Source organism: Galactobacter caseinivorans (assembly GCF_003640665.1).
Lineage (GTDB): Bacteria > Actinomycetota > Actinomycetes > Actinomycetales > Micrococcaceae > Galactobacter > Galactobacter caseinivorans.
The window spans coordinates 38425-52606 of record NZ_QQXL01000006.1 but is presented as its reverse complement, the minus strand read 5'-3'; the positions used below and the strand labels follow the sequence as shown (position 1 = coordinate 52606).

Below are 14182 nucleotides of genomic sequence, written 5' to 3'. Positions count from 1 at the left end.
GTGGGTTAGTGCTGCTGGACGTTGGCTGTGAACTGCGATCCGGCGTGCGGTGCGGGCAGAACACCAGGCGCCCGCGTCCCCCGGATGATCCGGGAAGCGCGGGCGCCTTGAGCTAGTACCTGGGTGGGAGCGGCGACCGGGGGGAAGAGAGAGAACCCCCGCGCCGCGTTAGGCCCGCGGGCCCTGGTCCTGGGCCGTCCCGTCGCCGGGTTCCGGCCGCGTGGGCTGGACCGGCTGGATTGGCTGAACCGGCTGCAGCACCGCTTCTGCCGCTGGCACCGCGGGGATGCGCACAGCGAACTGGGTGTCTCCGGGGGTTGAGGTCACGGAGATGGTTCCGCCATGCGCCTCCACGATTGCCTTGACGATGGAGAGTCCCAAACCGGTGGTCGGCGCGGAACCCGACCGAGCGGCGTCGGCCCGCGCAAAACGGTCAAAGACCTTGTCCTGGAACTCGGGGGAGATGCCCTCACCTGTGTCCTTGACGATGAGCAGCGCCTGGCTGCCATCCGGTGTGGTCCCCACCTGCACGGTCACCTCGGTTCCGCTGGAGGTGTGCTTGCGGGCGTTGGACATCAGATTCTGGACCACGCGGTTGAGTTGGGCCTCGTCCCCCAGCACCGTGATGGGCTGTTTGCCCACGGGTTCAAAGCGCCAGACGTGATCCGGGGCGGCCACGGAGAAGTCCCTTGTCAGCTCTGCCGCGAGCCTGCTCAGGTCCACGCACGTGGACACGGCTGGCTTGGACTCGTCCAGGCGGGCCAGGAGCAGCAGGTTCTCCACGAGCTCGGTCATGCGCCGGGTTTGCTCCCGCACCCGGTCAAGCGAACGCTCGCCATCGTCGGACAGCGCCTCGGTGGCGCCCAGCAGCTCGGAGTAGCCCTGAATGGCCGCCAAGGGCGTGCGCAGCTCGTGACTGGCATCCGCGGCAAAGCGCCGCATGCGGGCCTCGGAATGGGCGCGGACGTCCAAGGCGGCGTCCACGTTGTCCAGCAGATTGTTCAGGGCCAAGCCCACGTTGCCCACCTCGGTGCCCGGCACGGAGTCCTCTGGGGCCACGCGCAGGTCCACGTCCACCTCGCCGCGCTCCAGTGGCTGCTCCGCCACGGAGGAGGCCACGGCGGAGACGCGGGCCAGGGGCCGCAACGCGCGGGAAATGAGAACCGAGCCCAGGGTGCCGATCAGCAGCACGCCACCCAGGGAGACCAGGACCATGGAGATGTCCAGGGTCGCCAACGTCCGGTTGGCCTCGGTGGTGGGGATGCCCACCACAACGGTCGCGTCAACCGTCTGGCCGGTGGCCTTGTAGGTCACCGCCACAGTGCGGAACTGGACCCGGTACCGGCCAAGGCTCAGGTCCGTCTCCAGGACAAGGCCCTGCTCAGAGGCATCGGTCGTGTCCGCGAGCTTGCGGAGCCGGGTGGCATCCGCCGTGGGGATGGGCACCGGGTCCACCGCCTGGGCGGACTGGTTCTGGTACGTGGGCTCCACGGCAAAGGAACCATCCACCAGGACCCCGGTGAGGGAGCCGTTGGGCATGCCATTGGCGGAGGCCTGGTCCGGGCCGCGGCTAGAGAGCTGCGCAAAGAAGCGTTGGCTGGCGTTGTTCAGGTCGTCCTTGAGCTGCGCGTCCAGCCGGGCGGATAGGGATGCGTGAGTCACCCCGCCAATCGCGAGCGAGCCAAGGGCCAGGAGGATCAGCAACACCCCCACCAGGCGGGTGCGCAGGCTCAGCGGCCAGTGCCGGCGCAGGGTTTGGCCCACCAGTCGCTTGCCGACCAGCTTGCGGCCGGCCTCGCTCCTGCTGATCAACGGAACGCGCAGCGGTGCTTCGTTGTTCGGTGCCGGGGGACGTTCCTGACTCATGCCGCGGGCTTGAGCACGTACCCGGCCCCGCGGACCGTGTGAATCATGGGTTCGTGACCCACATCGATCTTCTTGCGCAGATAGGAGACGTACAGCTCAACGATGTTGGCCTGCCCGCCAAAGTCGTAGTTCCACACGGCGTCCAGGATCTGCGGCTTGGACACCACCCGGCGGGCGTTCTCCATGAGGTAGCGCAGCAGATCAAACTCCGTGGCCGTCAGCTGGATCTCGTCCCCGGAGCGGGTCACCTCGCGGCTGTCGGTGTTCAGGGTGAGGTCCCCGACCACCAGCTCCGCCTCGTCCGCCGTGGCGGCACCTGAGCGCTGCACCAAGCGGTGTAGGCGCAGCAGCACCTCCTCCAGGCTGAAGGGCTTGGTGACGTAGTCATCGCCGCCGGAGGAGAGGCCCTCGATCCGATCATCCACGGTGTCCTTGGCGGTGAGGAAGAGCGCAGGCACGTCCGGGAGGAAGGCCCGGACGCGGCGCAACACCTCTGGCCCCTCGATGCCGGGGAGCATCCAATCCAGGATCAGCACGTCCGGGTTTGTGGCCCGCGCCTGCTTCACAGCGTCCTGCCCCTCGTGAGAGACGGTGACGTCCCAGCCCAGCATCCGGGTGCCCATGCTGACAAGCTCCGCCAGCGAGGGCTCGTCGTCCACCACTAGCGCGCGGATGGGGGAGCCGTCGGGGTGTTCAAGACGGGGAAGCTGCTGGGGAGAGAAACGTGAGGTGCTCATGGTTGAACCTTCCCTGGGCGACGTAGGCCGAAACTGTCCCTTAGCTGTGAACCAGCTGTGTTGCTGGCTTTACCTCGTTTTCGCGTCCTAAGTCAAGAGGTGACTAGTTCAGTATGCGGGCGCATGCATGAATATGCGAAGCAAGCTGAGAGTGCGCCGAGAGCGCCGAATGGTGCGGCTGGAACGCCGCTTCAAAACCAGGAGCCTACTGGCGCGTCGTAGGCCGGGAATATCAAGCCGATCTTTCACAATTTGCCAGCGAGTGACGCCGGTCACAATTCGACGCAATCGTCTCAAATCGTGAGACGGCCGCATAATCCCCCCTTGCGAAGACGCAATGTTACGCGCATGATGGTGGGTGTGAAGCAGAGCACCATGCCATCGATCGGTGGGGCCCCCAGGGGCTCCGCAGTGAATGGCTGTTGCCGTCGAATGCTCACGCCGCGAGATGTCCGCGGCTAACACCCACTCCATTCGACGCCGCACGTCGGCACCCTTCAGCCATGTAGAGGTAGCACCATGACCACGAACACCGGTTACGTCCACATCTCGGTACGCAACGCCCAGAACCGCGCCGCAGCCGCGCGTCGTCAGGCCGCGTGGCAGAGTTCCGGCGGCCAGCGCCGCGTCACTCCCTTCACCGGTGAGGCCGCAGCCCGCCCCGCGCCGGCGCCCGCACCGACCGCGGTCTTGAGCCAGACGCAGCCCGGCCCGGAGCGCGTCGGTGAGACCAGCGCCCGCGGCTTTGTCCTTTATGTGGGCCTCGACGAGGCAGCAGCGGCCGCCTCCGGGACCTCCCTGACCAAGCTGGCCACGCAGGTGCGCGGCTTCTTGCAGACCCTCGCCCCTGAGGCGCAGACGCACGCGGCGGTCGCCCTCGCGGCCACGTCCGCCACGGGCACCGATCTTGAGGTGGTGCGCCAGGCCCTGGGTGACCCCACCGTCCGCACCGCCCCGCGCACCTTCGCCCGCCCCTCCCAGCACGCCCCCGCGGCGTCGGGCGTCTTGATTGATCTCTCCCGCCGCGAGGTGCAGCTGGACGGCGAGGTCGTGAACCTGACCTACAAGGAATTTGAGCTGCTCAACTACCTGGTAGAGAACGGCACGCGCACCGTGGGCCGCGAGGAGCTGCTGGAGAACCTCTGGAAGGGTGCGGACGAGATCCCGAACGAGCGCACCATCGACGTTCACATCCGCCGCCTGCGCGCCAAGCTGGGCCGCCTCTCCAACACCGTGCGCACCGTGCGCGGCCAGGGCTACCGCTTCTACGAGCACCCCGAGGTCACCGTCTGGGCGGCTCCGGAATACTCCATCTGATGCTGGCCCGCTGATTTTTCGCCGGGTTTTCCCGCATCCGGCCACCGAGGCCCCGATCCCCCGCAGTAGCGGAGATCGGGGCCTCGCGCTGTCTGTGGGCGGGCCGGGGTGCTCGCGCGCAGAGCCCGGATCCGTAGACTCGGGGCATGAACCGCCCCGACGTCAAAACCCTGCTGATCCTGCGGCACGCCAAGGCGGAGACGCCCTGGGGCGCGCCAGATCGCGATCGAGGACTGACGGAGCGCGGCGGCGAGCAGGCGCGCTGGATCGGTGAGTACCTGCTGCGGGAGGGTCTCTTGCCCGACGGCGCGACGGTGTCCGACGCGCTGCGCACGCGCGCCACGTATGCGTGGATTGCCTCCGTGCTTGGCGAGGATGCGCCGAGCGCCTACCTGGATGAGCGCCTGTACGACGCGCCCGCACGCCGGCTCATCGCGGTCATCAACGAGACGCCGGAGACCGTGCGCACGCTGATTCTGGTGGCGCACCAGCCCGCCGTCCAGGAGGCTGCCACGCAACTGGCCTCCGCGGACTCGGATGAGATGGCCGTGTGGGACATGGCCTCTGACTATCCCACCGCCGGGCTGTGCGTGTTCACCGTTCCGGGGGACTGGGCCAGCCTGGACGGCCGAGACGCCACGCTGGAACGCTTTGTGGTTCCGCCCAAGCACTGAGTGAGCCGGGGCGGGCTGGCGGGCGCTGGTGGGCCGACCGGCACTGCGGGCGCAAAAAAGCCCGCTTCGTGAGAAGCGGGCCAGCTCTATGGTGCGCCCAGAGGGATTCGAACCCCCGACCTCCTGTTCCGTAGACAGGCGCTCTATCCAGCTGAGCTATGGGCGCATATGTAATTGGTCAAACTTTCACGGCTGACGCCAGTCAAAACAGAAGACTCGCTTCGGTGAAGCGAGCCTTACTGACCGTGCGCCCAGAGGGATTCGAACCCCCGACCTCCTGTTCCGTAGACAGGCGCTCTATCCAGCTGAGCTATGGGCGCTAGGCGTGTCATCCAGGCAGTGCCGAGACGACTCGAACGATCCTACAGGCCCGCCTGTCGGGACGCAAAACGAGGGAAGGGGTGCGGAAGTGTGGCCGGGACGGTGGGCCCGGTTGTATGGTGGTCATATATACCGGTTTATGTGACCTTACTCACCTTGCCCCTCAGGGGATCCCCGCCAATGCGCGGAAGTGCGCGGGGTGGGTGGCAGTGATGCCCAGGGTGTGTGATCCCGCTCGCACGCGCCGGCAAGCGCCCAGGGCGCCTGTGACCCTACGATCAAGACACCGACGAACCCAATGGAGGGATTCCTCAATGACGACCACCGTCGACCGCCAGGTCAAGGACTCAGCGCAGCCCAACCCCACCTCACACGCCAAGCTGGCGCAGTGGGTAGAAGAAGTGTCCGCGCTGACCAAGCCTGACCGCGTCTACTGGGTTGACGGGTCCGCCGAGGAGAACGCACGTCTCACGCAGGAGCTCGTGGACGCCGGCACGCTGACGCCCCTGAACCAGGAGACGTTCCCGAACTCCTTCGCGGCCTTCTCCGATCCCAGCGACGTGGCTCGCGTGGAGGAGCAGACCTTCATCTGCTCGGTGGAGGAGCGCGACGCCGGGTTCACCAATAACTGGATGGATCCCGTCAAGATGAAGGCCAAGCTCAACGGCCTCTTTGACGGTGCCATGCGCGGGCGCACCATGTACGTGATCCCGTTCGTCATGGGGTCACTGGACGCGGCCGAGCCCAAGTTCGGCGTGGAGATCACCGACTCCGAGTACGTGGTGGCCTCCATGCGCATCATGGCCAAGATCGGCACCGAGGTGCTGCGCAAGATGGAAGAGACCGAGGCCTTCTTTGTCCCGGCCCTGCACTCCGTCGGCGCCCCCCTGGCGCAGGGTCAGAAGGATGTGGCCTGGCCCTGCAACGATGACAAGTGGATTGTGCACTTCCCCGAGGAGCGCTCCATTGTCTCCTTTGGTTCCGGCTACGGCGGAAACGCGCTGCTGGGCAAGAAGTGCTTTGCACTGCGCATCGCCTCCGTGATGGCTCGCGATGAGGGCTGGCTCGCGGAGCACATGCTCATCCTGAAGCTGACCTCCCCGGAGAACAAGCCCTACCACGTGGCTGCTGCGTTCCCCTCTGCTTGCGGCAAGACCAACCTGGCCCTCCTTGATCCCACGATCAAGGACTGGAAGGTGGAGACGCTCGGTGACGACATCGCGTGGATGCGCTTTGGCGCCCAGGGCGAGCTGCGCGCCGTGAACCCCGAAGCCGGCCTGTTTGGCGTGGCCCCGGGCACCGGTTGGTCCACCAACCCCAACGCGATGCGTGCCATCGCCAAGGGCAACTCCATCTTCACCAATGTCGCCATGACGGACGACGGCGGCGTGTGGTGGGAGGGCATGACGGATGAGACGCCGGAGCACCTGACCGATTGGAAGGGCCAGGACTGGACCCCGGAGGCCAACCGCCCCGCGGCGCACCCCAACTCCCGTTTCTGCACGCCGATTGACCAGATCGACATGCTCTCTGATGACTACACGGATCCCGAGGGCGTCAAGATCGATGCCATCCTCTTTGGCGGGCGTCGCAAGACCACCGTCCCGCTGGTGACCCAGGCACGCTCCTGGACCTCCGGCGTCTTCATGGGCTCCACGCTCTCCTCAGAGACCACGGCCGCCGCCGCCGGTCAGGTGGGCTTGGTGCGCCGCGACCCCATGGCCATGCTGCCGTTCATCGGTTACGACGCTGGCGACTACCTGAACCACTGGGATCGCATCAGCGCCAAGGCGGATCCGGAGCAGCTGCCCCAGATCTTCCTGGTGAACTGGTTCCGCCGCACCGCTGAGGGCGGCTTTGCCTGGCCCGGCTTCGGTGAGAACTCGCGTGTGCTCAAGTGGGCCATCGAGCGCCTCGAGGGCAAGGCGGAAGCGGTGGAGACCCCCATCGGCTTCATCCCGGCCACCGGCTCGCTTGACCTGTCCGGTCTGGAACTGAGCGAGGACGAGTTGGACGAGGCCACGCGCTTTGACGCCGACGAGTGGCGAGCAGAGCTGCCCGGCATCGAGGAGTGGTACGAGCTCTTCGGCGACTCGCTGCCGGCCTCCCTGCGCACCGAGCTGGATGGATTGACGCAGCGCCTGGCGCGCTGACCTCACCTTCACTGCATTGCACGACGCCGCCGCACAAGACGTGCGGCGGCGTCGTCTTTGTCTTATCATCCGAGGCAGTCGGGTACCGTGCTAGCCTTCACATGATCCCGTGGGGACGGGATGATACACATCACTTAAATGGGGGATTCGTGGACACTGTGGTGAAGGCCGTCGAATTGGTGGTTTCCTACGGCAAGAAACGTGTGCTCAACGGCGCCGACTTGGCCGTGGGCCGCGGCGAGATCGTTGGCCTGGTGGGCATCAACGGCGCCGGAAAGTCCACCCTCGTGGACGTGCTGTCTGGGGCAAAGAACCTGGACACTGGCCACGTGGTGCTCGCGGGGGAGCGTTTTGCCCCGGAGAGCCGCGAGGCCGCGCAAGCCGCCGGCGTCGGCGTCATTGAACAGAACTTTGCGCAGGACCCCGCCGTGAGCGTGGCCAAGGCGCTGTTCCGCAACACCTTCCGCGCCGAAGAGAGCCACGAACAGCTCCGTGAGCGGGCCGTAGAGCTCCTCGATGAGGCCGGCGTTGAGCTGGACGCAGACGGCATCGTGGCGGACCTGGACCGCGGCCAGCAGGCGCTGGTAGAGGTCACCCGCATGCTCGCCGAAGAAGCGCAGTTTGTGCTCATGGACGAGGTGGCAGCGACGCTCGCGGATCACGAGATCGCCGTGCTGCACCACGTCATGCGCCGCCTCACGGCGCAGGGTCGTGGCATCCTCTACATCACCCACCGCATGGATGAGCTGCTCTCCATCGCCAACCGCGTGGTGATCCTGAAGGACGGCCGCGTGATGCAGACCATGGCCGCCCGTTCCACCTCCGCCGCGGACCTCACGGCTCGGCTCACCGCGAGCCCGGTGGAGCCCGGCGTGCGTCCGGATCCGCTGCGTCCGGTCCCGGCTGGAGTGCCCGCCATCGAGCTGGTCGGTGCCACGGTGCGTGGAGCCTTTGAGGGGCTTGACCTGGCCTTCCGTCGCGGCGAGATCGTGGCCATTGTTGGTGCTCCCAAGTCCGGCGTGCGAGAGGTGCTCCAGGTCTTGGGCGGCGCCCGGAAGCTTGACGGTGGCTCCATGCTCCGCGAGGGCAAGCCAGTGCAGTTTGCTGGCCTGGCCGGCGCCGAGGCCGCTGGCATAGGATACTTGCCAGATAGCGCGCCCAACGAGACCGCCTCAGACAAGGTCGTGGACGCCGTGGGCGCGCCTAAGGACCTGCGCGGCGAGATCCGCCGGGCACGGCGCATGATCGGCCTGGTCCAGGAGCTGCGCATCCGCACCACGGACATCAACGCTGACGTGGACACGCTCTCTGGCGGAGACCAGCAAAAGACGGCCCTCGTGAGCCGCTTTGAAATGGGGCATGAGGTGTTGGCCCTGGCGCACCCCACACGCGGCATCGACGTGGTCTCCCGCCGTGCGGTGTTCAAGCTCCTGCGCCGGTTGGCGGATTCGGGGGTCAGCGTTGTGGTGCTGACCGCGGACATGTCAGAGGTCATGCACTGGGCGGACCGCGCCGTGGTCATGCGAGATGGCAAGGCCATCCTGAACGCCGCCAACCAGGACGTGGATGAGGACTCGCTGGTGGCAGACATCCTGGGGCATGAGATTTACTCCGGCACCGCCCGCCGGGCCCGCTAAAGGGGCAAAACACAACCGGGCCCGGCCAACACGTGTGTTGGCCGGGCCCGGTTTTTTGTTTCGTCAGCCAGTGACGAACCGGCTCAGACGGAGACGGTGGCGGAGATCGACTTGAGCTTGTGACGCGCCAGGGCCAGGTTCGCGTAGTTGCGATCCAGGACCAGGTACACAAACAGGCCATCGGTCTCGCGGGTGCTGAGAACGTTGATCAGGTGGTACTGCGTGGTCAGCGTGATGAGGATGTCATCGATGGTGTCGCCGGTGCCCAGGCCAAGGTCGCGCATGGTGCGCAGCTTGGCGGAGACCACGTTGGAGTTACCCGCAGCCGCAACGCCCAAGTCAAAGCCGGGGTTGCCGCCCTGAGCCAGGGCCATGCCGCTGCTGATGTCCACGATGGCTGCGCCGGTGGCACCCTCGATGCTGAGCAGGTTCTGGATGGCGTCATTCAAGGTAGTCATAGCTTGTCCATTCTGTGGTTCTGTCTCGGAAAGCTGCCCGCTCGTCGGGGAAGCAGGGGGGAGGAGAGGCGCGACCGGGGTCTCGGACGCATCGTCCAGGGGGTCTGTGGGGGAGCCAAGCTCCGGTGTGCCGCCATCGCGGTGGCGCGGTGGCGCGGGCGCAGGCTTGCGGGGCCGCTTGGGCCGAGTCAAGGAGGAGGCAGGGACCTGCGCGCCGGTCGCGTCGGCAGGCTCGGCTGAACTTGCTGAACTTGCTGAACTTGCTGAACCGGCTGAACCGGCTGAATCGGCAGGCTCGGCCGACGCCGCGGACGGTGTCGGCGATGCGGGCGATGCGGGCGATGCGGGCGAAGCAGGCTCGGCAGCGGCGTCGTCCGCGGGGGTGCCCGCAGACTCTGAACCGGACTCAACCACAGTCGTGGTGGTCACGGAGGCGGCGGCGGGAGCGGAAGCGGGCGGCTGCGGAGCAGCGGCGTTATCGCTGCGCAGCTCGCTCAAAAACGAAGCCAACTCTGGCGGCGCGCCCTCACGCGCAGGGGACTCGACAGCGCTAACGGACGCCGCGGCGTCGGGCAGCTTCTCTGTCTTTGCGGGTGAGTTTCCCGCTGCGCCGGTGGCTCGACGCCACCATTGCCCCCCATTTTTTGGGCTCACTGATATCCCCAATATCTGTGCCATGGGAATTGGACCGTCCCAACCCCAGAACGACTGTACCCGAACGTGACGATGGAGGGAGCACCGGCGTCGGTGTTCCCTCCATCGAGGTTCCGGGCGTGGCCCGGAGACGTGTTGCTAGTCGGTCCAGACGCGGCGCTCGGCGCCACCGTCCCCCTCAAGATCGCCCCAGCTGGGGCCGTGCTCGCCGAGCTGATACGGCATCAGGACCGCGGCCACGTCCCCGGTCAGGTGCTCCGCCTCGACGTGCACCGCATCGGTGTCCACCTCGGTCAGGACCACGTCGGAAACAATGGCGACGGCGGTGAGGTCATCGCGTTGGGCGCGCACGGCCTCGATCAACGCGGCGACGGTCTCTTCGCCGTCCACCTCGTCCTCCTCGTCGCCCTCGGGGGCCACGACCACGAGCCGCAGCGACGGCTCGCCGTCCTCCGGGGCGTCGTCGCCTGCTTCAATGCGGCGCTGCGTGGCGGCCTGGTTCTCCAGGACCACGGCGAAGGGCATCAGGCCCCCGTGATCGGTGAGCTGTTCCTGGGCCACGGCCAGCGCGGTCCCCAGCACTCCGTCAAGTTCGCGCGCGCCGCTCATGGCCTCGTTATCCGGGTTCATGCCTGCCCCCTCACAACCGCAAGGACGGTGTCCCGCAGTTCTTCCATGGTGTCTTGGTCCTTGGCCTCGCTGTTGTAGCGAAGGAAGGGTTCGGTATTGGACGGGCGAAGGTTGAACCACCACTCGCCGTTGTCCGCGCTGATGGTGGTGCCATCCAGGCTGTCCACGGTGACACCGCCCGCGGCGGTCACGGCGGCGACCACGCGCTCCACGGCCGCCTCCTTATCGGTGACCTCTGAATTGATCTCACCGCTGGAGAAGTACGGTTCGTATTCCGCAGCCAGCTCGGAGAGCACCAGGTCCTGGCCGCCCAGCGCCGCGAGGACGTGCATGGCCGCAAGCATGCCGGTGTCGGCATTGTAAAAATCGCGGAAGTAGTAGTGAGCGGAGTGCTCGCCACCGAAGACGCCACCTTCCTCTGCCATGACGGCCTTGATGAAGGAGTGGCCCACGCGCGTGCGGATGGCACGGCCGCCTTCTCGCTCCACCAGCTCCGGTACGGCGCGGGAGGTGATGAGGTTGTGGATGATGACGGGGTGCGCCTCGCCACCAGCCTGGGCCCGGGCAATCTCGCGGCGGGCCACCAGCGCGGTGATGGCGGAGGGCGTCACGGCGTCGCCGCGCTCATCCACCACAAAGCAGCGGTCCGCGTCGCCGTCAAAGGCCAGGCCAAGGTCAGCGCCGTGCTCCACGACTGCGCGCTGCAGGTCCACCAGGTTGGCGGGCTCCAGCGGGTTGGCCGGGTGGTTGGGGAAGCTTCCGTCCAGCTCAAAGTAGAGCGGAACAATGTCCAGGGGCAGCCCCGGAAGCAGCTGATTCCCCAGGACGGCGGGGGTGGTCATGCCGCCCATGCCGTTGCCGGCATCCACGACGACCTTGAGCGGGCGGATCCCGCTCAGGTCCACGAGCGAGCGCAGGTACTCGGAGTAGTCCCTGAGCACGTCCAGTGACTCGGGGGCTGCGGGGGAGTCCACGGAGGCTGGCATGCCCTGCTCCAGGTAGCGCTGGGCTACGTCGCGGATCTCAAAGAGGCCGGTGTCAGAGGACACCGGGGTGGCGCCGGCCTTGGCCATCTTGATGCCGTTGTACTGGGCAGGGTTGTGGCTGGCCGTAAACGTCACGCCGGCCGCCCCCTTGCTGCCGCAGGCGTAGTAGAGCTCATCGGTAGAGATGAGGCCAAGCATCTGCGGGCGGGCGCCGCGTGAGGCGGCACCGTCCGCGAAGGCCTGGGCAAACGGGACGGAGCTGGGGCGCATGTCGCCGCCGATCAACACCGGCTGGCCGTCGAGTCCCAGAACGTCCACAAAGGCCGCTCCGATGGCTCGCACGGCGTTCTCGTCGATGGTCTCGCCAACAATGCCGCGCACGTCATAGGCCTTAAAGGAGGCCGAAAGATCAATGGTATTCACGTCCCCAGAGTACGCGGCGGGCGCGTCAGAGCGTGCTGATCCGCACCGGCATGGCTGATTTCTTCCCTCACAGTCGGCACAGATCAGTGCCCGACGGCGTGTTCTTCCACAGGTGCGCGGCCTCGCCAAGCGGCGCGTCGGGGTGCACTGCAATACTGAAGCGGTGAGCCAGAGCAACGCAGAACAGGCAGAAGCAGGCACGGCATCGGATCAGTTGCGGCTGGAGGCAACCGAGGTGTTGCGCCGCCTCGTGGGGCGCCCTGATGTTGACTTCCACCCGGGCCAGTTCGAGTCCATTGAGGCGCTGGTCAAGGGGCATCGCCGGGCGTTGGTGGTGCAGCGGACCGGTTGGGGTAAGTCTGCTGTGTACTTTGTGGCGTCCCTGCTGCTGCGGGCTCGAGGTGCCGGGCCCACCCTCATCATTTCCCCGCTCCTTGCCCTGATGCGTGACCAGGTGTCCGCGGCGGCGCGAGCCGGCGTGCGGGCGCAGGCCATTAATTCCGCCAACGCCACAGAGTGGGGGGAGGTGCAGGCCAAGTTGGAAGCGGGCGAGGTGGACGTGCTTCTGGTTTCCCCGGAGCGGCTGAACAACCCGTCCTTCCGGGAGAGCCAGCTTCCGCGGCTCATTGAACGCACGGGGCTGCTTGTGGTGGATGAGGCCCACTGTGTCTCCGACTGGGGCCACGACTTCCGCCCGGACTACCGGCGCATCCGTGACTTGATCGCGGAGCTGCCGGGCAACGTCCCCGTGCTAGCCACTACCGCCACCGCCAACGCGCGCGTGGTTCAGGACATCGAGGAGCAGCTGGCGGTGGGCGGAACGGACGTGTTTACGCTGCGCGGGCCGCTCGCCAGGACCTCCCTGCGCTTGGGCGTTTTGCGCCTGCCCTCGCCCCGCGCGCAGCTGGGGTGGATTGTGGAACATCTGGGACAGCTTCCAGGCAGCGGCATCATTTACACGTTGACGGTCTCCGCGGCTGAGGACGTCACGGACACCCTGCGCCGCGCGGGCTATGACGTGCAGGCGTACACGGGCCGCACGGACACGGATGAGCGCGAGCGTGCGGAGCAGGCGCTGAAAGAGAACAGGGTCAAAGCCCTGGTGGCCACGAGCGCCCTTGGCATGGGATTCGATAAGCCGGATCTGGGATTCGTGATCCACCTTGGCGCTCCCGGCTCACCCGTGTCCTATTACCAACAGGTGGGCCGTGCCGGCCGTGCCACGGACACCGCGGATGTCCTGCTGTTGCCGGGCCAAGAGGATCGCGAGATCTGGCGCTACTTTGCCACCGCCTCCATGCCAGACAAGGACCGGGCGCAGTCCGTGCTGACGGCGCTGGCTGAGGCCGGAGGGGCACTGAGCGTTCCGGCGCTGGAGGTTCGTGTGAATCTGCGGCGCAGCCCGCTTGAGCTGTTGCTCAAGGTGCTTGCGGTGGACGGAGCGGTGGAACGCGTGGCCGGAGGGTGGCGCAGCACCGGCGTTGCGTGGGCATATGACGAGCAGCGCTATGCCCGGGTGGCCCAAGCCCGGCTTGATGAACAGCACTCCATGTTGGAGTACGAACGCACCACGGGTTGCCGCATGGAGTTCCTCGCCAGGGCCTTGGATGATGCCTCTGCGTCCCCCTGCGGGCGCTGCGATAACTGCGCCGGGGCGTGGTTCCCGACCTCCGTGGGAGAGGGAGCACAGGTCAGCGCCGGTGCCGGCATGCAGCGGGTGGGTGTGAGCGTGGAGCCACGCAAGCTCTACCCCACGGGTGCGGACCGGCTGGGGGTGCCGGTCAAGGGCAAGATCCCGCCCGCCGTCCAAGCACTGGAGGGCCGGGCCCTGGCCAGGCTCACGGACCTGGGGTGGGGTGGCCGGCTCAGGGCGCTCTTTGACGAGGCATCTGCTGCCCCGGATGCGGCGGTCCCAGCGGATCTGCTGCAGGCCTGCGCCAAGGTGCTTGGTGAGTGGGGATGGGCTCAGCGGCCCGTGGGTGTAGTGGCGATGCCGTCGCGGCGCCGCCCCCTCCTGGTGGGTTCCCTCGCGGCCGGGTTGGCGGAGCTGGGGCAACTGCGCTTCTTGGGTTCGCTGGAGTATTCCGGCGAGGGGCCACGGCTTGGGCCGGGTGGTAATTCCGTGTATCGCTTTGCGGACACCTATGGCTCGCTTGCGGTCCCGGCGCAGTGGGAAGAGGCGCTCGCTAGTGCACCGGGGCCATTGTTGCTCGTTGACGACCTGGCGGACTCGCGGTGGACTCTGACGGAGGCCAGCCGGGTGCTGCGCCAGGCCGGGGCGCCCGGAGTGTTGCCCTTGGTTCTTGCACAGGTTGGCTGAGTGCTT

The 14182-nt window shown here is 67.0% G+C and carries 10 protein-coding genes and 2 tRNA genes; 5 read left to right on the top strand and 7 right to left on the bottom strand.

The genetic code is table 11. The annotated features are described in order from the left end of the window. Nucleotides 1-168: 168 nt before the first annotated feature. The gene (locus tag DWQ67_RS10265) at nucleotides 169-1866 is read right to left on the bottom strand and encodes a sensor histidine kinase (protein ID WP_121485524.1); all 1698 of its coding nucleotides are present in this window, start codon (nucleotides 1864-1866) and stop codon (nucleotides 169-171) included. Then, the gene (locus DWQ67_RS10260; protein WP_121485523.1) at nucleotides 1863-2603 is read right to left on the bottom strand and encodes a response regulator transcription factor; all 741 of its coding nucleotides are present in this window, start codon (nucleotides 2601-2603) and stop codon (nucleotides 1863-1865) included. The genes DWQ67_RS10265 and DWQ67_RS10260 overlap by 4 nt, the downstream gene beginning before the upstream one ends. 519 nt (nucleotides 2604-3122) lie before the next feature. Between DWQ67_RS10260 and DWQ67_RS10255 the strand changes: the two genes are divergently transcribed. Together DWQ67_RS10255 and DWQ67_RS10250 are read left to right on the top strand one after the other, a co-directional pair. Beyond that, nucleotides 3123-3920, top strand: a complete 798-nt coding sequence (locus tag DWQ67_RS10255; RefSeq protein ID WP_121485522.1) for a winged helix-turn-helix domain-containing protein — start codon at nucleotides 3123-3125, stop codon at nucleotides 3918-3920. 146 nt (nucleotides 3921-4066) lie between these two features. Further along, a complete protein-coding gene (locus tag DWQ67_RS10250) occupies nucleotides 4067-4594 on the top strand; it encodes a SixA phosphatase family protein (protein ID WP_121485521.1) in 528 nt (175 codons plus the stop codon). Between the two features lie 89 nt (nucleotides 4595-4683). Here DWQ67_RS10250 and DWQ67_RS10245 read toward each other — a convergent pair. Continuing rightward, nucleotides 4684-4760, bottom strand: a tRNA-Arg gene (locus DWQ67_RS10245). 80 nt (nucleotides 4761-4840) lie between these two features. Continuing rightward, nucleotides 4841-4914 (bottom strand) — tRNA-Arg (locus tag DWQ67_RS10240). A gap of 315 nt (nucleotides 4915-5229) precedes the next feature. Here DWQ67_RS10240 and DWQ67_RS10235 point away from each other — a divergent pair. Continuing rightward, the gene (locus DWQ67_RS10235; RefSeq protein WP_121485520.1) at nucleotides 5230-7068 is read left to right on the top strand and encodes a phosphoenolpyruvate carboxykinase (GTP); all 1839 of its coding nucleotides are present in this window, start codon (nucleotides 5230-5232) and stop codon (nucleotides 7066-7068) included. Between the two features lie 149 nt (nucleotides 7069-7217). Continuing rightward, complete coding sequence (locus DWQ67_RS10230) at nucleotides 7218-8705, top strand: ATP-binding cassette domain-containing protein (RefSeq protein WP_158595430.1); 1488 nt, start codon at nucleotides 7218-7220, stop codon at nucleotides 8703-8705. A gap of 83 nt (nucleotides 8706-8788) precedes the next feature. Here DWQ67_RS10230 and DWQ67_RS10225 read toward each other — a convergent pair whose 3' ends face one another. The 3 genes from DWQ67_RS10225 to DWQ67_RS10215 all read right to left on the bottom strand — a co-directional run bounded on the left by DWQ67_RS10225 (nucleotide 8789) and on the right by DWQ67_RS10215 (nucleotide 11856). Continuing rightward, nucleotides 8789-9163 carry a hypothetical protein gene (locus DWQ67_RS10225; protein ID WP_121485518.1) on the bottom strand — a complete coding sequence of 125 codons (375 nt, stop codon included), beginning with the start codon at nucleotides 9161-9163 and terminating at the stop codon, nucleotides 8789-8791. Between the two features lie 792 nt (nucleotides 9164-9955). Continuing rightward, nucleotides 9956-10447: a hypothetical protein gene (locus tag DWQ67_RS10220; protein ID WP_121485517.1), complete on the bottom strand. Its 492-nt coding sequence runs from the start codon at nucleotides 10445-10447 to the stop codon at nucleotides 9956-9958. Then, a complete protein-coding gene (locus tag DWQ67_RS10215) occupies nucleotides 10444-11856 on the bottom strand; it encodes a phosphomannomutase/phosphoglucomutase (RefSeq protein WP_121485516.1) in 1413 nt (470 codons plus the stop codon). Before DWQ67_RS10215 ends, DWQ67_RS10220 begins: the two co-directional genes overlap by 4 nt. A 163-nt stretch (nucleotides 11857-12019) precedes the next feature. Here DWQ67_RS10215 and DWQ67_RS10210 point away from each other — a divergent pair, with 163 nt between their 5' ends. Continuing rightward, nucleotides 12020-14176, top strand: a complete 2157-nt coding sequence (locus tag DWQ67_RS10210) for a RecQ family ATP-dependent DNA helicase (protein ID WP_199712685.1) — start codon at nucleotides 12020-12022, stop codon at nucleotides 14174-14176. Nucleotides 14177-14182: the final 6 nt, after the last annotated feature.